This window comes from Acinetobacter sp. YH12064 (genome assembly GCF_013419735.1).
Classification (GTDB): Bacteria; Pseudomonadota; Gammaproteobacteria; order Pseudomonadales; family Moraxellaceae; genus Acinetobacter; species Acinetobacter amyesii.
Genome location: NZ_VOZP01000017.1, coordinates 1 through 18,321, shown reverse-complemented (window position 1 = coordinate 18,321; position 18,321 = coordinate 1). Strand labels below are relative to the sequence as shown.

Genomic DNA, 18,321 nt, shown 5'->3' with positions numbered 1-18,321 from the left:
TCCTTATTGAGCATCTGGAATGTCATGAGCAATGTCTGGATAGTGCTCAACTAACATGGAAACAAACAGATCTCGTATTTCTTTTAAGCGTGCTGATGAGTTGGCATCAAAGCGTAAAGTGAAATACTCACCTGTATTCGATGCTCGAATGATGCCAAATCCATCATCAAAATCAAGGCGTATTCCATCAATTTTACTGATTTGTGCCAGAATTCGCGTAGAATTGGCTTCAACCTGCTTTAAAACTTCCGCTGGATCATGCTGATGCGTACTGACATATAAATCTTCGGTACTAAAGCGCTCTGGATATTTCGCCAAAGCTTCTGACAATGTCAGTCCCTGAGCTTGAATATATTCTAAGACTCTTAGTGCAGCATATAGACCATCGTCATAACCGCCGCCGCGGCCGTCATTAAAAACATAATGCCCTGCGTACTCTCCGCCAAAAACCGCTTTGCCTTTAGATTGGGAAATATATTTTCGCAAGAAACTACTGCCCGTTCGAATCATGACAGGCTGTGCTTCTAGATCACACACAGTATCGCGAATCATCGTTGAACATTTCACATCAAATACCACCTCTGCATGTGGTTTTTGAGTCAAACAAATTTCAGCAAATAAACACAATAATCGATCTGCAGAAACAACTTTGCCAGTCTCATCAATCAGCACTAAACGATCACCATCACCATCTAAAGCAATACCAATATCAGCCTTTTGCAACTGTATGGCTTGGCGAAGGTGAGTTAAATGTTTGAGCTGTGATGGATCTGGAGCATGATCAGGGAAATGTCCATCAGCTTGGCAACGTAATGCCAAAACTTCACAGCCTAATTTATTTAATAATAAGGCTGCACAATGCCCAGCTGAACCATGCATGCCATCGATCACAACTTTAAGCGGTTGCTGTAAATGAATGTCATCTAAAATAAATTTCTGATAGGCCAAACAATATTCAGGCTTGATTTCGTGTGGCTCAAGTTCAGTCATCAAATGCACACGTTCCGATGAAAAACAATTTCGTGCTTCGACTGCAACGTGTTGAATCATCTCTGGACAAGGTGGCTCACCTTTGATAATCCACTTGATACCATTATCTGATTTTGGATTATGGCTCGCCGTCACCATAATGCCATTGCCTTGAAATTGTCCCGCAATAAAATACAACATCGGGCTTGAGCAGCAGCCAATAATTTCCGCTTCAAGGCCAGCCTCATGGCAGACTTTTTGAATTATTTTTGCATAGGTTGGACTGGTTAAACGCGCATCATAGCCAATGGCAAGTCTCTTTTGCCCTACATCTAAATATTGTTTGACTAAGCCACAAGCAATTGACTGAACTAAATCAGCATTTAAGAGCGATATTTTCCCGCGAATGTCATATGCACGAAAAATATGTTGCGGAAAGTGACTAAACAGTGAACCCATACTATGTTCTTCTAATTACATCTTTATTAATTAAAAAATCTAAAATTCTATTGAGAATTTAAGCTTTTAATTAAAGGATAAAATCCTGAAAAAAAGTGTAGCTTTTTTATAACAAAATTAGTTAACAATCAATTAATAATATTTAAATACTGATCTAAAAATTACACTCACATTTATCCAATAATTTATTTTTAAAATTAAATCAATACCTTACATTAATAAAAATATCAATTTATCATTTAGTCTTAAATATTTTACTTTTCAAATATTTTTGATTATTTATTCAAATGTGTATAAATATAGTAAATCGATCAAATTTAAACCAATACACAAAATTCTAATTATTCTTTACCCTCACCCCTAAAATATAAACCAAGTAAACTCATCAGAATTAAAAATCCTAATAATATCCAAAATACTCTAAATATAGATTTGAATTTGAATAAATTAAAATTTAAATAAAATGATATAAATAAAAACCATCACGAGGATGGTTTTTTATTCGCTACTTGATTGTAGGCATTTACTTGTCAACACACTGGAGCAAAAGTCTTGCGCTGATTAGTTTTTACCTGTATGACCAAAACCGCCAGCTCCTCGTTCAGTGGCTTCAAACTCATCCACAATATCAAACTGAGCTTGTACAACTGGCACTAAAACATATTGTGCTAAACGCTCACCCGGCTCTAGGCTAAATGCCGTTTGGCTACGGTTCCAAACAGATACCATCAATTCACCTTGATAGTCAGAATCAATTAAACCGACCAAGTTACCCAACACGATTCCGTGTTTATGACCTAAGCCTGAACGTGGCAGAATTAAACCTGCATACTGCGTATCTTCGATATAAATCGATAGGCCTGTTTTTACCAGAACAGTTTGACCCGGTTCAATCACGGTGGTTTCTTCTACACATGCACGTAGATCAAGACCTGCTGAACCTGCTGTTGCATAAGTTGGCATTGGCCATTCCGTACCTAAACGTGTGTCGAGAACTTTAACTTGAACTTTCATGGTTCATTCCTGTTTCAATAAAACGAATTTCAAAAAAATAAATAAAATATTCTACGCATTAAGCTTTAACGCTTAATCAGCGCGCGTAAATTTTCTAAATAATGCTGTGCTTGCTGTTTAGGATCGATATCCCCAGCCAGCTTTTTCTTGCGCCCTAACCACTCCAATTCATCTTGTGGCAGTTCGTCCAAGAAACGGCTTGGTGTCATTTGTCGCATTTGACCACCGGCTTTACGTTGCTCTGCTAGAGTCATGGTTAAGCCTTGACGTGCACGAGTAATCCCTACGTACATCAGTCGACGTTCTTCCTCAACCGTGTCGGCAGCAATGGAGTTTTTATGCGGTAGAATTTCTTCTTCCAGACCAATCAAATAAACGAATGGAAATTCCAGACCTTTCGACGCATGAAGTGTTAACAAATTGACTTTATCTGTGTCTTCTTCTTCTTGTTGCTGTTCTAACATATCGAGCAGCACCATTTTACGAATCACACTTTCAATGTTCTTTTCATCTACATCTTCAGCGCGGTTTATCAAACTTTGAATACTGCTATATAGCACTTCAATATTATCCAGTTTGGTTTTTTCCTGCGCAGGTGTAGCAGCAGACTCTTTAACATAGTCGATATAACCTGCTTCAATCATCATGCGACGAATAATGGGAACAGGCTCATCATCTTCTAATAATTCACGGGTAAAGGTCGAAATAAAGTCTGCAAATTCAGCCAATTGGGTTGTAGCTTTTTTCGGAATCGCCATGCTCAAGCGCTGATCCCCTGCTGCACTGAGCAAAGACAAATTACTTTCCTGCGCAAATAGACCAAGCTTTTCCAAAGTCACAGGACCAATCGCACGTTTTGGTGTATTGATAATTCGTAAGAATGCGCTGTCATCTTCAGGGTTAATGATCAGACGCAAGTAGCTCATCAAGTCCTTAATTTCAGCACGAGCGAAGAAAGACTGACCACCCGATAATTTATACGGGATCTGCATTTGGCGTAGCTGTGTCTCTAGAGCACGCGCTTGGAAATTACCACGGTATAAAATGGCGTAGTCTTTCCAATTTTTACCGTTCATCAGCTTGTGCGTAATCAAGTCTTTTACGACGCGTTCTGATTCATCATCGTCATTACGACAAGTAATCACGCGGATCACTTCACCATGGCCTTTATCTGACCAAAGCTTTTTATCGAAAATATGTGGGTTATTGCCAATAACTGTATTGGCAGCTTTTAAAATACGACTGGTCGAACGATAGTTTTGCTCAAGCTTAATCACTTTCAGATTACGGAAATCTTCCTTCAATAAAGCCATATTCTCAGGCTTCGCACCACGCCATGCATAAATCGATTGGTCATCATCACCTACCGCGGTGAACTGTCCCATGACACCCACGAGTAATTTCACCAAAATATATTGCGCGGTGTTGGTATCTTGATATTCGTCGACCAATAAATAGCGGATTCGATTCTGCCAACGATCACGCACTTCTGCATTTTCTTGTAATAAGCGCGTCGGCATGACAATCAAATCATCAAAATCAACGGCATTGTACGCACGTAAATTACGCTCATACAGTTGATACAAATGCGCAAATTGAACGTCTTCTGCTGTTTCACAGGTGGTATGCGCTTGCTCAGGTGGAATCAGATCGTTTTTCCAATCTGAAATCATTTTCATGGCTTTGGCAATCAGCTCTTTACTTTCTGCACCGGATAAATTGTCGCGATGCATTAAGTCCATCAAAATGCGTTTGCAGTCATCTGCATCTAAAATTGAAAAGTTATTTTTCAGTGGTGTATTTTTTAATTCCAAACGGAGCATGTTTAGCCCGAAGTTATGGAATGTAGAAACCGACAGCCCTTTTGCCTCTTCACGGCTCATCAGCTTCGTCACACGCTCTTTCATTTCACGCGCAGCTTTGTTGGTAAAGGTCATCGCGGTGATACGGTGCGCAGGAATACCACAATGCTTCACCAAATAGGCAATTTTACGGGTAATCACCGATGTTTTGCCTGAACCTGCCCCTGCAAGTACTAACAAGGGTCCTTGAGTGTATTTCATTGCTTCAAGTTGCTTGTCGTTCAACTGACTTGCCAGTGACATAGTCTTTCCTCTTATTAATTCGAGGATGATTATAGTCATCTGAAACGATCTTGCCTAATGCAAAATGTATTTTATCGGTCATTAAAAATGCCATAAAAAAAGCCACCCGAGGGTGGCCTTTCGTTTCGAACTAAAACTTATTTAGTTTCGTAAACTGAGATTTCTACGCGACGGTTTTGTTCACGACCTGCAGCAGTTGAGTTATCCGCTACTGGAGAAGTTGAACCGTAACCACGTGCAGTAATACGAGTTGAAGAAATACCTTGAGACGCTAGGTAGTTTTTCACTGAATTTGCACGGTTTTGAGAAAGTGGGTTGTTGATCGCATCAGTACCAGTGTTGTCTGTGTGACCATGTACAACGATTGCAAGTTTGTTTGCAGTACCGTCTTCACGCAATACTTTAGCAACGTCATTCAACGCAGATTGGAACTGAGATTGAATAGTTGAAGAGTTAGTTGCGAAAGTTACTGATGGCATAACAAGGTTGATCGAACCATCTGGATTACGACCTACGTCAACACCAGTACCAGCCAATTCTTGTTTAAGACGTTTTTCTTTCTTATCAAGAAGAAGACCTGCACCACCACCAACTACAGCACCAATTGCAGCTGCTTGACCCATTTTGTCTTTATCAGCATTAGAATAAGCAATACCAGCGCCTAAAAGAGCACCTAGACCAGTACCGATTGCTGCTTTGTCATATTCCATGTTTTGACAACCAGTAAGTGCCATTGCCCCAACTACTGCCGAAATTACTAGTGCACGCATTGCATGCCTCCTTCTTTGTGTTTTGTTGTATGGTTGAAATGATGAAGTAAAACAAATGGCTGAACCATTGATTTTTTGTTAATAATAAAACGTTTAGTTACAATTTGTAATATGAATACGAGATTTATTTGTTAATTCCATCACAATTTCTTCACAGTTCTGCAGATGCCCTTTTTTATTTAATCAACTCGAACTATATTTATTAGAATAAATCATTATTTGGACAATTTCCGCTAGGACTTTTTATATGTCATCTCAAACAAATAAGCAACCGACACTAAAAAAAATTAGCAAAGGACTTACCGTCGGTTCAGTTATGACAGGCAGTACTTTTTTCCATGGTCCTCCTGTACTAGCCCTTGGTCTAACCAAACTCTTTAAAAAATCAAAAAAGGTTGATGAAACCAACATAAAAATTACCAACAGTTGGCTCATGGTTAATAACTGGTTAATTGATCACGTTTTACCCAACACAAAATGGGATATCACCATCGATGAAGGCCTCGACTTAAATTTGCATGGTCGCTATCTCATGACCTGTAACCATCAGAGTTGGGTCGATACAACAGTTAACCAATATTTTGGTTTAACCCGTATGCCACTGACGCGTTTCTTTACCAAATGGGAACTCATTTTCATTCCATTTGTTGGACAAGCTTTTAAAATTTTAGGCTTTCCAATGATGAAACGACACAGCAAAGAACAAATCGCGAAAAATCCTGAACTTAAATATCGAGATATGGAAGAAGCGCGTAAATCTTGTGAACAGTTATTGAGCCAGCCTTTTACCCTGCTGAACTATTTGGAAGGCACTCGCTTTACCCCTGAAAAACATGCGCAGCAGCAATCACCGTATCAAAACCTTCTTAAGCCGAAAGCGGGTGGTTTAGCACTAGCACTCAATATTTTAGGGGATCAAGTTGATGCTCTCGTGGATATGACCATCGTCTATCCAAATGGTGTACCAGGTTATGGCGAATTTTGGCTCGGTGAAGTTCCGCGTATCGCCGTGGATTTACGTAAAATTGAAATTCCAACGTGGGTGCATGGCGGCAACTATGAAGATGATGCAGAATTCCGTGAAAAATTTCAGCATTGGGTAGATGAGCTGTGGACGGAGAAAGACCAACTCATTACTCGTATGAAAGCTAAATACTCAGTTACTGAATAATTAAGAAGAAGTTTTATGTCGCAGAACAGCATGCCGCAAAACAAGAAATCTAAATATCATCATGTCAATCCAAACAGTTGGTCATTCAAACTGTTTTTGATTTATGACATATTCATGGTGTTTATTATTGTTTTTAACTTGTTCTGCCTGTGCATGAACTTTTTCCTCATGAGCAATCTTGGCAGTTGGTTCTTTAACAGTATCCACCTGCCCGATGTGCTGAGTTTTTACCGTGAACATTTACATCCATGGGTGATTACTACCGAAGCGTGGTTCATTATCTTTTTGATTGTAGAATTGTTGGTGCGCTGGGCGATTGCCATCATCAACAAGCACCATCAGCGCTGGTTCTTCTTCCCGTTTATACATTGGTACGAAATTTTAGCTATTGTGCCGCATTTACGTTTCCTGCGTTTATTTCGTGCGGGCATTATTGCTTATCGACTGTATGAAATGGGCTATCAAATCGTGCCTTCTGCATGGCAGAAAAAGGCATTGTTCTACTATCGAGTCGTGATGGAAGAACTGTCAGATCGTGTGGTACTTACCGTGTTAGATGGTGTTAAGCATGAGCTCAATACCAGTACAACCCATAAAGACCTAATTAGTAATCTTGTGCAGCATCACCGTGAGATGTTCACCCAAGTCTTGGCCGAAATTTTGCAAGAAAATTTAAGTAAAGAGCTACGTACTGAACGTGAATTGATCGCCAAAAATGTCGGACAAATCGTCAGTCAGGCCATCGAAGACACTCCAGAACTCACGCAGCTATTGCGCTTAGTGCCAATCGTTGGCAGCCGCATTGAACAGCAGATTCAAAGTATCGGGCAACGTTTGGGTGAAAATATTACCCAAGGTTTAATTTCCCCATTGGCTTATCCCAATACATCGACGGCTCAAAAACCCAATCTATATTTAGACATTTCACAGCGTGTTAGCCGTATTGAAATCGAAAATAATGCCCAGCTGGATGAGTTGGTTCGCTCTGCGGTTTTTGAAAGTCTAGAGGCTATTCGTAAGCAAGTGAAAGTAAAACAGTGGCAGCAGATTATGCAGGAACAGGACCAAGCTACAGAATAAACACTTAGTCAAAAATAATTGCGAACTCCGCTAGAGTATTCATGCAAATTGTTCTAGGATTTGCTCTATTTACAACATAACTACTTCGGCACAAAAGTAATAGTTAGAAGTCTCAAGGATTCAATATGGCTGATATACGGATAAAAGGCAAAATGGTCAATGCGATTCGCATTCACCTCGATACCAATGATCATGATGCGATCCGCCAGCAACTTACTCCAATGTTCCAAAAGGCTTTTCCACCCGGAACATTAGCCGTGATTGAAAGTACGGTTGATCAAGAACTAATTGCACTGATTCAACTACTTATTAGTATTGAAATTCAACCGATTGGTGTCACTGAAGGTCCGCTATCGGACCAAGCACGTGCTATCCAATTTCCCGTAGTTCCTGCGGATCGCAAACTACAACAAGTTAAACCGACACGCGAACAAGTGGTTGAAGAACCCGCACCTGCAGAAGAAAAAACCGAAGATAAAATTGCTGCAGTCGAAGTACCGACCATTCGTCATGCTACGTCGTATCACAATGAAATCTTACGTACAGGTCAATGTTTAGTCCAAGACCATGGCGATATCATTATTAATGCTGGGATTAATAGTGGTTCAGAAGTAATTGCTTCAGGAAATATACATATTTATGGTAGTGCTCGTGGTAGAGTCATTGCCGGAGCTGGTGGGAACACGGCTGCACGTATTTTCTGCCATTCATTAGAAGCTGAATTGGTTTCAATAGCAGGGACTTACTGTGTCGCTGATGATATTCCACCTCATGTGGTCAAACAGCCAGTACATATTTATTTGAATGACCAGCAAGAGCTAGTATTTGAAGCTTTGCAATTTTAATGTATAAATAATCACCAAACCCCTAATTAAAAAAGGGGATTTAAACCATAACAGGAGTGGATTCGGTGGCGAAAATTGTTGTCGTAACATCAGGTAAAGGTGGCGTAGGTAAAACAACTACAAGCGCATCTTTTGCAACAGGTTTAGCCCTTCGCGGCCACAAAACTGTTGTGATCGACTTTGATGTGGGTTTACGTAACCTTGACTTGATCATGGGCTGTGAACGCCGCGTTGTATATGACTTTGTAAACGTTTTGAATAACGAAGCTCGATTACAACAAGCGCTTATTCGCGATAAAGATATTGAAAATCTCTACATTCTGCCAGCATCTCAAACACGTGATAAAGACGCGTTAACAGATGAAGGTGTAGCTCGTGTAATGGACGAACTTTCTCAAGAGTTTGATTACATTATTTGTGACTCACCTGCGGGTATCGAACGTGGTGCAATTTTAGCAATGTATCATGCTGATGAAGCGATCATTGTGACGAACCCAGAAATTTCTTCGGTACGTGACTCTGACCGTATTATTGGTATGCTCGACAGCAAAACCAAAAAAGTCGAACAAAACGAAGGTCGTATCCGTAAGCATCTATGTATTACACGTTTCAATCCAGAACGTGCGGATAAACAAGAGATGTTGACGATTGATGACATTTCAAAAGATATTTTACGCGTACCGACTTTAGGTGTTATTCCTGAATGTAAAAGCGTTCTACAAGCATCGAACGAAGGTAAACCAGTGATTCTGTTTACAGAAGAAGCGGCTGGCCAAGCGTATGATGACCTTGTTGCACGTTTCCTTGGTGAAGAGCGCCCTTACCGTCACATTACGGTAAAACCTAAGGGTTGGTTAGCACGTCTATTTGGAGCGTAATCATGGCAGGATTCTGGAGCAAACTTTTTAGCAGCGACGAGAAACCGTCAAGCGCACAAACGGCAAAAGACCGTTTAAAAGTCATCGTGGCATCTGAAAATGGTTTAGGTAAACGCCTTAGCCAAGACAAGATTGACATGATGAAAAAAGAAATCATGCAAGTGGTAAACCGCTATGTTCGTGGTGTAGATGAGCAACATATTCAAATGTCTGTTCGTTCTGAAGCGAATATTGAAATGCTTGAAATGAATATCAATTTGCCTGAAGAACGTTAATCTGAATTCTGATTAGCCAAGTAAATTGAATCAAGGCAAAATGTGAGGCTGGATCAGTAAAGCGCTGCTTTACCCAGCCGCAAGATGAGAAGCTTTGCTTCGAGTGGGCTGGATTAGTTTTATTCCTGTGTTAGATCAAAAGCTTTGCTTCGAGTAAACGGGATAAAAAAAATAACTTTAGATCCAACCATAAAATGAGTCGCTTAACTTAGAGATGGCGAATAAAACCATTTTACTTGCGTACTCATTTTTGCCTTTTTTGTATTTTTAAACCAGCAAGGAGATTGCGATGGCATTATCTCAGCCAGCAACGTTCAACGAAGAATGGTCAGATGAGCGTGTATTTGCCTACCTTACTCAGCTTCCTCCTGAAGGAGTGAATGGCGACTTTCACGTGCTTTACCATGCTTTCAAACATATGCGTCCAAATGACTATGAGCGTCTTTTGACTCAATTCGTTGCCGATGGTCGTGATGTGAACGCAACTAATCCTGAAGGTCAGCGTATTCATGACGTGATTGCTCAATATCCACGTCAAAGCGCAGGTTTCCTCGAAGTATTGGCAAAATTTGCTTAATTTCGAGTACCGAAAAAAAAAGCCTGCATGATGCGGGCTTTTTTTTATCTTATTTAAAATCAGCGTTATTGTATTTCAGCATGATCAATGCACGATCAACATGAGCAATGGAAACATTAAGCCAAAACCAATAGTTTGTAGACTAATAATGGCCGCCATCAGTTGTGAATCGCCTTGATAATAGCGTGTCAAAATATAAGACGAAGATGCAGTTGGCAAAGCAAAAAAGACCACTAAAATCATCCGCTCAAAATCAGTCAAACCCATCCAAGTACTCAATAGATAAGCAATACATGGCATTAACATGAGACGCCCTATCGTATTTAAACTTAAACGACGTAGATCGGCGCGCATTTGCTGAAACTGTAATGCTGCCCCAACAGAAAGTAGTCCGAGCGGTAAACTCATGGCTGCCAATATTTTTAATAATTCAGGTAAGCCATGAAACAGACTCAAGCCTGATAAATTAAACAATACCCCTGCCACACAGCCTAAAATTAAGGGATTTTTTGCGATGGACTGACAGATCTGCCTCAATTGCTTCACACTTAAATTTGAGAAGGCCAATACTGAAATAATATTGACTAAGGGCACTGCAACGGCAATTAACATGGCAAACATCTGCATGCCTGTGGAGCCAAATAAAGCGCCCATAAGGGATAAACCAATATAGGTATTAAAACGGATATGACTTTGGATATACACGCCAAAACGCTGCACGGGGATATGCATAAACTGCTTGATCCCCCACAACACAATGCTGATCAAACTGGTGCCCGCAAGCAGTACTGTCAACATTCGTGAAACGGTGTTCATATCCAATTGCACGGCTGATACATTCAAAAAAAGCAGCACAGGAAATAAAACGTAGTAATTAAGTTTTTCTGAATTTGCCCAAAATTCATCCTGAACAAACTGTGTGTATTTAAGCACATAGCCCATCGCGATTAATGCAACGAGGGGAAACAATGCGACGACGATATTCATGCTGTACGCCTTGAAATAAAGTAGCTATTTCATCTTTAACCATTTATGTAGCACAATATAATCCTCATCTAGACTCATAACAAAATGAGTAATTACTCATGGCAATGACATTTTCTCAGCTTGAAATTTTTATTAAAGTCGCAGAACAACAAAGCTTTACTCTCGCTGCTCGACAGCTGGGAATTACTCAGTCAGCTGTCTCTCATGCCCTAAAGTGTTTAGAACAACATTGGAATGTCAGCTTATTTAGCCGTGAACAAGGCGAAATTAGCCTGACTCATATTGGTCAGCAGTTATTACTGCATGCTAAAGAAGTCATCAATACCGCACAAATCATGCAACAAGAAGTGCATGCCGCACATGGTATTCAACAAGGAACGCTGAGAATTGGCTCTTTTGGTTCTTCTAGTTCGATTCATCTGCTTCCAGAGCTATTAAAGGCATATAGAGAGCGCTATCCACACATTGAAATCTATGTCGAAGAAGGTACTGATGCAGAAGTGTCTCGTTGGATTTCTGAACGTCAGATTGATGTTGGTTTTGCCGTACTCCCTAAGCCGCAACTGTTCACCTTCCCCTTAATTCAAGATATTTTCATTGCCTTGATTCCAGATAGTTATTCAGTTTCCAAACACAGCCATTTAAATATCCAAGACCTACAAAACTACCCCTTTATTATGACCCGTGCAGGCAGCCAGTCCCATGTGGAAAAACTGCTTAAACAACACCACATACAACCTAAAATTACCTATCAAATGTCGCAACTGTTAACCATTTTAAATATGGTGAATTTACAGGAAGGGATTGCTATTGTTGCAGATATGGCGATGCCTACTGAGCTGTTGGCATTGCATCCACATGTGGTCAAACGTCCACTCTTTCCAAATACCCAACGGCAAATTGGACTCGCCGTAAAAAATCAAAAACTCATGAGCCCTGCCTGCAAAGCCTTTATCGAACTGGCCCAGTGCATGTTCTACCAAGATGAGTTCTCAATCTAAAAATAAAAAAACCTGCCGAAGCAGGTTTTTTGTTTTAGAACTTAGACCAAGATATCTCGTTTACCATTTGGCCCCATACTACTTACGATACCATTTTCTTCCATTTGGTCGATGATACGTGCAGCACGGTTATAACCGAGGCTAAATTTACGTTGCAGCGAAGAAGTAGAAGCTTTACGAGTTTCCAAAACGAAACTAACACATTGATCATACAGCGCATCACGGTCTGATCCACCATCACCATCTTCAAAACCGCGAGATGTCGGCTCTTCATCATAAGGCGTGAGGATTTCATCGACATAATTCGGTTCACCGCGCTCACGCCATGCATCACAAATACGGTTCACTTCATCGTCTGAAATAAACGCGCCATGTACTCGTTCAGGCTCAATTTTACCCGGTCCGAGGAACAACATATCACCATGACCCAGTAAGTCTTCCGCACCACCAGCATCTAAGATAGTACGTGAATCCAGTTTACTGTTAACTCGTAGCGCAGCACGCGTTGGAATATTGGCTTTGATCAAACCTGTGACCACATCTACGGTTGGACGCTGCGTCGCCAACAGCAAATGAATCCCTGCTGCACGTGATTTTTGTGCAAGACGGGTAATCATTTCTTCAGCTTTTTTACCCACTTGCATGATCATGTCAGCAAATTCGTCGGCAACAATTACGATCAACGGCATAGGCTGTAAACGTGGCGCACGACTTTGCGTTGCTGAGTCATCTGGCTTCCAAGTTGGATCGATGAGATCTTCCCCGTTGGCCATTGCTTCTTCAATTTTGCGGTTAAAGTCAGTCAGCTTACGCACTTTCATCAAAGACATCAGCTTATAACGACGCTCCATTTCATTCACACACCAGTTCAATGCACTCACCGCATCTTTCATGTCGGTTACAACAGGCGTTAATAAATGTGGAATATCGTTATAGTTGGCAAGTTCCAACTGTTTCGGGTCAATCATGATGAGTCGCAGTTGCTCAGGTGTATATTTCAACAACATCGACAACAACATGGCATTAACTGCGACTGACTTACCAGAACCCGTGGTACCTGCCACCAACATATGCGGTGCTTTCGCCAAATCTGCCAAGACAGGATTACCCGAAATATCTTTACCCATCGCCATACTAAGTAAGGCATTTGGATCACGGTATGCCGGCGTTTCTAACAGCTCAATAAGACGAACCATTTCACGTGAACTATTTGGGACTTCAATCCCGATATACGGTTTACCCGGAATCACTTCCACCACACGTACAGAAGCCATAGACATCGAACGCGCCAAGTCACGTGAAATATTGGTGACTTTCGACGCTTTGACACCGGGTGCCAAATCAAGTTCAAAACGTGTCACGACAGGGCCCGGCTGTGCCTCTACAACTTTAGCTTTGACATTAAACTCTTGCAGCTTAATTTCTAACAGTTCAGACAAACGAGACAATTGCTCTGCAGTGAAATTAACTTTCTTATTCGGATCTACAGGATCTAATATTTCCAATCCCGGCAAAGTCGGTAAATCCAAACGTTTTTGTGCCACTTGCATCGCACGAGACATTGGACGACCAGAGGCATCGGTTAAAGGCGCATCAAAGTCAAAATCATCTTCGAGATCTAAATCGATGTCTTCAGGTTTACCCGCTGTTTCTTGCCACACTTCACGGAAAGCATCTTTATTCGAGCTGATTAAGGCTTTTTCATCATCAGATACAAAAGTCTGCGGCTGTGTATTGATTTCAGCACGAACCAAAGGCGTAGATTGCGCATAACTACTGGTTGTACGAACTGGCTGTGCCTGTTCTATCGCTCGCTCTGCTTCTTCAACCAGCAAATCATCGAGATCATTAAATTCAGCTTCAGCACTGATATTTTTCGGTGTGGTGAGCGTTGTCGTTTGTGCAGCTGCCACACCTAATCCTACAACAGTTGCAGCAGTACCTGTTGCAAAATCATTTGAATGCGTTGCTAGACTTTCATTTTGCGATGTATTAAATGGGCTATGCACATCCGTCGCTGTTTTACCATTCGGGACAGCCGCTAACAGCTCATCGAAGATTTCATCATCATCCCAATCCACTGATTTTTTAGCAGGTTGCACCGCTTCTGTCGGAGAAGTCGAATGCACATCCGCTGCTTTGTTGAAATATTCAGTTTGATTGGCAGGCTGCTCTTCTTCTGCAGCTTTCAGTAAAGCATCAATATCTTGTTTGTGCCGTTGGTCATCATTTGAATGCAAGGCACGCCAAACCTCTCCCGTCGCAACAACACGTTGTTGATCTTGCTCAAGCTGACGCACTTTCGCCAAAGTATGTTCAAAATCTTCATCGGATGGTGTAGCAGTCTCCGGCGAATTTACCGTAGATAAATGCTGTGCATTGCCTTCTTTGTCTGCACATTCTTTATCAGCAATATCATCAAATAAACGCTCAGCAACACGATCACGTACTACTGGGTCAACCTCTACAGCATGATGCTCATGGGCGGGTGTAACTGGTGCAACCACTTTTGATGCATGCGCAGCAGCACTCTCTTTTTTAGTCGTTGGTACTGTACGGTCAAATGCGGTGTCGCCTTCAGGCACATTGCGATAGAACAAATCTTGCAGATAAGCCGGTGTGGACTTCATGGTTGCCCATGTCTTATTCCACTTGATGCCAAAGGCCAAAGTGAACAACATGATCCAAAATGCAATAAGAAATATTGCTGCACCATAGACCGTTAAAATTTGTTCAAGACTTTGACCCAGTTCATAACCAATAATCCCGCCCGATGCATTTTCTAAAGTATCTTCGGGAACATTCCAAAATAGGAAAAGTAAACTTGAAGTTGCCAGTAAAATAAAGAACTGAGCGGCATAGCGAAATGGACGGTTTAGAAAACTACGTGGCCACCAGACTTGAATTGCTTCGAGAAATAAATAGACAGGTATCAGCAGACTTGCCCAACCTAAAAATCCATAGAGTAAGTCAGCTATCCATGCGCCTGCGACGCCGCTGGCATTTGAAACTTGCTGAGTATCACTGGATAAATGCATCCATCCCGGATCAAATGGCGTATATGTGACTGTTGCAAGGAACAGATATATCCCAAATGAAACAAGGAATAATGTCATTATTAAGCGCTGTGCATATGCACCCGACACCGCTGTCATATACGTTCCTGTAACCAATTCTTCATGAATGTTTTTGTCATTACCCACAACAAAATGGGCTGAATCTAAACCTGTTATTATGCACCTGTTCAATAAAAAAGATGCAAGATAATTTAAGTATAGTTGTTAACTTTATTGTATATAGCTCAAAACGATTTCGATGATCAATAATATCGACTTTAATCTCACACAATCGTTTCAAACTTTGACGTATAATTCCATAAATTATCATATAAAAAAAGGATTCTACGGATGAGCGCTCGTCACTCACGTCTAATTATTTTAGGTTCTGGTCCTGCAGGTTATAGCGCTGCGGTATACGCTGCCCGTGCGAACCTGAAACCGACACTCATCGCAGGTATTCAATTAGGCGGTCAATTGACTACAACGACAGAAGTAGACAACTGGCCAGGTGGTGCAGAAGGTTTAACAGGCCCTGCCCTAATGGAACAAATGCAAGCGCATGCTGAACGTTTTGGCACAGAAATAGTGTATGACCATATCAACGAAGTTGACCTCAATGTTCGTCCATTCGTACTTAAAGGCGATATGGAAGAGTTCACTTGTGATGCATTGATTATTTGTACAGGTGCAACTGCGCAATACTTAGGTCTTGAATCTGAAGCTGCATTTATGGGTCAAGGTGTAAGTGCTTGCGCAACTTGTGATGGTTTCTTCTACAAAAACCAAAAAGTAATGGTTGTCGGGGGCGGTAATACTGCTGTGGAAGAAGCGCTTTATCTTTCAAACATTGCTTCTCATGTCACTCTTGTACACCGTCGCGACACTTTACGATCAGAGAAAATTCTGCAAGATCATCTTTTTGCAAAAGAAAAAGAAGGTAAAATCAGCATCATCTGGAATCACCAAGTGGATGAAGTGATTGGTGATACGACGGGTGTGACTTCTGTACGTATTAAATCTACGCAAGATGATTCAACTCAAAACGTTGATGTCACTGGTATGTTCGTGGCGATTGGTCACAAACCAAATAGCGGTATTTTTGAAGGTCAATTGAACTTACGTGATGGCTACATCCAAGTTCAAAGTGGCACCGCAGGCAACGCAACACAAACGTCTATTCCCGGTGTATTTGCTGCGGGTGATATTGCCGATAGTATCTACCGTCAAGCGATTACTTCTGCAGGTTCAGGCTGTATGGCTGCACTCGATGCTGAAAAATACCTTGATGCACTCGGCGAATAATCTTTTGCTTCATTCATTTGCTTAGCTAAATAATTTTAAAAAATTAGCCGACCTGATGGTCGGCTTTTTTATGTATGATAAATATCCGTGTACCTCAATAAGAAGCTTGGCATGCCGATACTCCCTCCTTCTGAATTTACTTTCCCCGATCCTGTTGAATGCGATCCCGAAGGTGAAGGCTTAATTTGCATCGGTGCTGACCTCTCCCCTTCCACACTGTTTGAAGCCTATAGTCACGGTCTTTTCCCATGGTTCAGTGAAGGTGATCCGATTTGTTGGTGGTGTCCTGAACCCCGCTGCATTATTCGACCGCAGGACTATCATCCGAGCAAATCGTTATTACGCAGCATGAAAAAAATGGACTATAAGATCACCATTAATCATGCGTTTGAAACTGTGATTCGCTCATGTTCACTGCCGCGTAGTTATGCCAATGAAACATGGATTTCAGAAGATATTATTCAGGGATATTCTGCGCTGTTTGACGCAGGCTATGCTTATAGCATTGAAGTTTGGGAAAACGAGATCGTTGTCGGTGGCCTCTATGGCGTTAATATTGGCCATGGCTGCTTTGGCGAGTCTATGTTTAGTACACGAACAGATGTCTCTAAAATGGCGTTTTACACCTTAATGCTCATCGGGCAAGAGAATCAGCTCCCATGGATCGATTGCCAATTGGTCAACGATCACCTCTTAAGCTTAGGTGCGAGTACACTTTCTCGCCAACAATACCTTAATTCGTTACAAGATGTTGTGAAACAACCCTCTATCGATTGGAAAAAGTATCAGGACAGTGTATTTTCAAGTAAAACAATAGCGCAATGGGCAAGTCTCAGCGCATGACAATAAAAGAGGGATATTACGATGAACTCCTATCAACCGAAGTCCCTGTTGAACGAATTACAGTACTACATCACGCCTCCGCATGATTGTAGCTACTTAGAAAATAAATCTGCCCGGATGGTCTTTCTTGATCCTGTCCATCGTATTGATGTGGTCACGTTATCTGAACTTTCCCGCATGGGTTTTCGTCGTAGTGGGGATTTTGTCTACCGCCCTGAATGTCATCTTTGTCGTCAATGTCTATCCTCTCGCGTTCCTGTTCATGAATTTCAAATGAACAGCGTGCAAAAAAAAGCGTGGAAACGGAATCAAGATTTAACGGTGAAAATTTGCCGTCCTCAAGATGCCGATGCAATGCATTATGCCTTGTATGAACGCTACATCAATGAACGACATGCTGATGGTGATATGTACCCACCTAGCCAAGATCAATTTGAAAAATTTTTAATTAATAGCTGCACTGACAGTTTCTTTTTAGAGCTATGGTTGGATGAGCAACTAATCAGTGTATCTACCTGTGATCCACTTGATGATGGTATTTCAGCGGTATATACCTTTTTTGATCCTGATGAAAGCCGTCGCTCACTAGGTACTTTTGCCATTCTGAAACAAATTGAGCATGCACAAAAGCTTGGACTGCAATATGTCTACTTGGGCTATTGGGTGCCCGATTCGCAAAAAATGAATTATAAATCTCAGTACATTCCACTGGAACTTCTGCTTGATGGACAATGGCGTCGACTCAACCGACCACTGACCCAAGAAGAAATTAGCCAACTGGGGGATTCCCTGATGACCACCTTACCTTCCGGCTGGAACAATCCTATTATTAAATAAAAGGGATCAAACAAAAGATATTCAATAGATTTCTTTCATAAGTCATTTTTCACTCAGCTCCAAGTTATAAATTCCAGCAATTAGATTGAATCTTAATGCTAGTCTTTTGCCTCGATTGCGATATCGCTCAGCAAGAATTTTGAAGGTTT

Annotated in this window: 16 protein-coding genes and 1 pseudogene; 10 read left to right on the top strand and 7 right to left on the bottom strand. The window is 41.2% G+C overall.

Annotated elements, in window-relative coordinates; translation table 11 throughout:
- Window positions 1-3: 3 nt before the first annotated feature.
- The 4 genes from FTU13_RS14925 to FTU13_RS14910 form a co-directional block, all read right to left on the bottom strand.
- Entirely contained in the window at window positions 4-1,428 is a 1,425-nt protein-coding gene (locus FTU13_RS14925; RefSeq protein ID WP_180126771.1) for a phosphomannomutase/phosphoglucomutase, read from the bottom strand.
- 561 nt (window positions 1,429-1,989) lie between these two features.
- Window positions 1,990-2,442, bottom strand: a complete 453-nt coding sequence (gene dut, locus FTU13_RS14920; RefSeq protein ID WP_078193106.1) for a dUTP diphosphatase — start codon at window positions 2,440-2,442, stop codon at window positions 1,990-1,992.
- Between the two features lie 65 nt (window positions 2,443-2,507).
- Entirely contained in the window at window positions 2,508-4,547 is a 2,040-nt protein-coding gene (locus FTU13_RS14915) for a UvrD-helicase domain-containing protein (protein ID WP_078193107.1), read from the bottom strand.
- A gap of 137 nt (window positions 4,548-4,684) precedes the next feature.
- The gene (locus FTU13_RS14910) at window positions 4,685-5,317 is read right to left on the bottom strand and encodes an OmpA family protein (protein ID WP_078193108.1); all 633 of its coding nucleotides are present in this window, start codon (window positions 5,315-5,317) and stop codon (window positions 4,685-4,687) included.
- Between the two features lie 247 nt (window positions 5,318-5,564).
- Between FTU13_RS14910 and FTU13_RS14905 the strand changes: the two genes are divergently transcribed.
- From FTU13_RS14905 to FTU13_RS14880, 6 genes are all read left to right on the top strand, one after another.
- A complete protein-coding gene (locus FTU13_RS14905) occupies window positions 5,565-6,488 on the top strand; it encodes an acyltransferase (RefSeq protein WP_180126773.1) in 924 nt (307 codons plus the stop codon).
- 15 nt (window positions 6,489-6,503) lie between these two features.
- Window positions 6,504-7,568: a preprotein translocase subunit SecA gene (locus FTU13_RS14900; RefSeq protein ID WP_372491125.1), complete on the top strand. Its 1,065-nt coding sequence runs from the start codon at window positions 6,504-6,506 to the stop codon at window positions 7,566-7,568.
- A 125-nt stretch (window positions 7,569-7,693) separates the two neighbouring features.
- Window positions 7,694-8,413, top strand: coding sequence for a septum site-determining protein MinC (gene minC / locus FTU13_RS14895; protein WP_078193110.1), 720 nt, complete (start codon window positions 7,694-7,696; stop codon window positions 8,411-8,413).
- Between the two features lie 65 nt (window positions 8,414-8,478).
- Window positions 8,479-9,291, top strand: a complete 813-nt coding sequence (gene minD / locus FTU13_RS14890; RefSeq protein ID WP_067670152.1) for a septum site-determining protein MinD — start codon at window positions 8,479-8,481, stop codon at window positions 9,289-9,291.
- Window positions 9,292-9,293: 2 nt separating this feature from the next.
- On the top strand, window positions 9,294-9,566 hold the full coding sequence (gene minE / locus FTU13_RS14885; RefSeq protein WP_078190039.1) for a cell division topological specificity factor MinE: 273 nt from the start codon (window positions 9,294-9,296) through the stop codon (window positions 9,564-9,566).
- A gap of 289 nt (window positions 9,567-9,855) precedes the next feature.
- Window positions 9,856-10,143 (top strand): PA4642 family protein, encoded by a 288-nt coding sequence (locus FTU13_RS14880; protein WP_067766167.1) that lies wholly within the window; start codon window positions 9,856-9,858, stop codon window positions 10,141-10,143.
- Window positions 10,144-10,227: 84 nt separating this feature from the next.
- Here FTU13_RS14880 and FTU13_RS14875 read toward each other — a convergent pair whose 3' ends face one another.
- The gene (locus FTU13_RS14875) at window positions 10,228-11,130 is read right to left on the bottom strand and encodes an AEC family transporter (protein ID WP_180126775.1); all 903 of its coding nucleotides are present in this window, start codon (window positions 11,128-11,130) and stop codon (window positions 10,228-10,230) included.
- Between the two features lie 104 nt (window positions 11,131-11,234).
- Here FTU13_RS14875 and FTU13_RS14870 point away from each other — a divergent pair, with 104 nt between their 5' ends.
- Window positions 11,235-12,131 carry a LysR family transcriptional regulator gene (locus FTU13_RS14870; RefSeq protein WP_180126782.1) on the top strand — a complete coding sequence of 299 codons (897 nt, stop codon included), beginning with the start codon at window positions 11,235-11,237 and terminating at the stop codon, window positions 12,129-12,131.
- Between the two features lie 41 nt (window positions 12,132-12,172).
- Here FTU13_RS14870 and FTU13_RS14865 read toward each other — a convergent pair whose 3' ends face one another.
- Window positions 12,173-15,286 carry a DNA translocase FtsK gene (locus FTU13_RS14865; protein WP_180092450.1) on the bottom strand — a complete coding sequence of 1,038 codons (3,114 nt, stop codon included), beginning with the start codon at window positions 15,284-15,286 and terminating at the stop codon, window positions 12,173-12,175.
- A 252-nt stretch (window positions 15,287-15,538) separates the two neighbouring features.
- Here FTU13_RS14865 and trxB point away from each other — a divergent pair, with 252 nt between their 5' ends.
- The 3 genes from trxB (at window position 15,539) to FTU13_RS14850 (ending at window position 18,172) form a co-directional block, all read left to right on the top strand.
- Window positions 15,539-16,492: a thioredoxin-disulfide reductase gene (gene trxB / locus FTU13_RS14860; RefSeq protein WP_111885274.1), complete on the top strand. Its 954-nt coding sequence runs from the start codon at window positions 15,539-15,541 to the stop codon at window positions 16,490-16,492.
- 111 nt (window positions 16,493-16,603) lie between these two features.
- A complete protein-coding gene (aat, locus tag FTU13_RS14855; RefSeq protein ID WP_180089343.1) occupies window positions 16,604-17,335 on the top strand; it encodes a leucyl/phenylalanyl-tRNA--protein transferase in 732 nt (243 codons plus the stop codon).
- A 21-nt stretch (window positions 17,336-17,356) separates the two neighbouring features.
- Complete coding sequence (locus tag FTU13_RS14850) at window positions 17,357-18,172, top strand: arginyltransferase (RefSeq protein ID WP_111885276.1); 816 nt, start codon at window positions 17,357-17,359, stop codon at window positions 18,170-18,172.
- Window positions 18,173-18,214: 42 nt separating this feature from the next.
- Here the strand turns inward: FTU13_RS14850 and FTU13_RS14845 are convergent.
- Window positions 18,215-18,321 (bottom strand): annotated as a pseudogene (locus tag FTU13_RS14845) (IS5/IS1182 family transposase); the annotation flags it as partial.

Coding starts and splice junctions, on each gene's coding strand:
- FTU13_RS14925 (WP_180126771.1), bottom strand. CDS start 1,428: ATGGGTTCACTGTTTAGTCACTTTCCGCAACATATTTTTCGTGCATAT.
- dut (WP_078193106.1), bottom strand. CDS start 2,442: ATGAAAGTTCAAGTTAAAGTTCTCGACACACGTTTAGGTACGGAATGG.
- FTU13_RS14915 (WP_078193107.1), bottom strand. CDS start 4,547: ATGTCACTGGCAAGTCAGTTGAACGACAAGCAACTTGAAGCAATGAAA.
- FTU13_RS14910 (WP_078193108.1), bottom strand. CDS start 5,317: ATGCGTGCACTAGTAATTTCGGCAGTAGTTGGGGCAATGGCACTTACT.
- FTU13_RS14905 (WP_180126773.1), top strand. CDS start 5,565: ATGTCATCTCAAACAAATAAGCAACCGACACTAAAAAAAATTAGCAAA.
- FTU13_RS14900 (WP_372491125.1), top strand. CDS start 6,504: ATGTCGCAGAACAGCATGCCGCAAAACAAGAAATCTAAATATCATCAT.
- minC (WP_078193110.1), top strand. CDS start 7,694: ATGGCTGATATACGGATAAAAGGCAAAATGGTCAATGCGATTCGCATT.
- minE (WP_078190039.1), top strand. CDS start 9,294: ATGGCAGGATTCTGGAGCAAACTTTTTAGCAGCGACGAGAAACCGTCA.
- FTU13_RS14880 (WP_067766167.1), top strand. CDS start 9,856: ATGGCATTATCTCAGCCAGCAACGTTCAACGAAGAATGGTCAGATGAG.
- FTU13_RS14875 (WP_180126775.1), bottom strand. CDS start 11,130: ATGAATATCGTCGTCGCATTGTTTCCCCTCGTTGCATTAATCGCGATG.
- FTU13_RS14870 (WP_180126782.1), top strand. CDS start 11,235: ATGACATTTTCTCAGCTTGAAATTTTTATTAAAGTCGCAGAACAACAA.
- FTU13_RS14865 (WP_180092450.1), bottom strand. CDS start 15,286: ATGACAGCGGTGTCGGGTGCATATGCACAGCGCTTAATAATGACATTA.
- trxB (WP_111885274.1), top strand. CDS start 15,539: ATGAGCGCTCGTCACTCACGTCTAATTATTTTAGGTTCTGGTCCTGCA.
- aat (WP_180089343.1), top strand. CDS start 16,604: ATGCCGATACTCCCTCCTTCTGAATTTACTTTCCCCGATCCTGTTGAA.
- FTU13_RS14850 (WP_111885276.1), top strand. CDS start 17,357: ATGAACTCCTATCAACCGAAGTCCCTGTTGAACGAATTACAGTACTAC.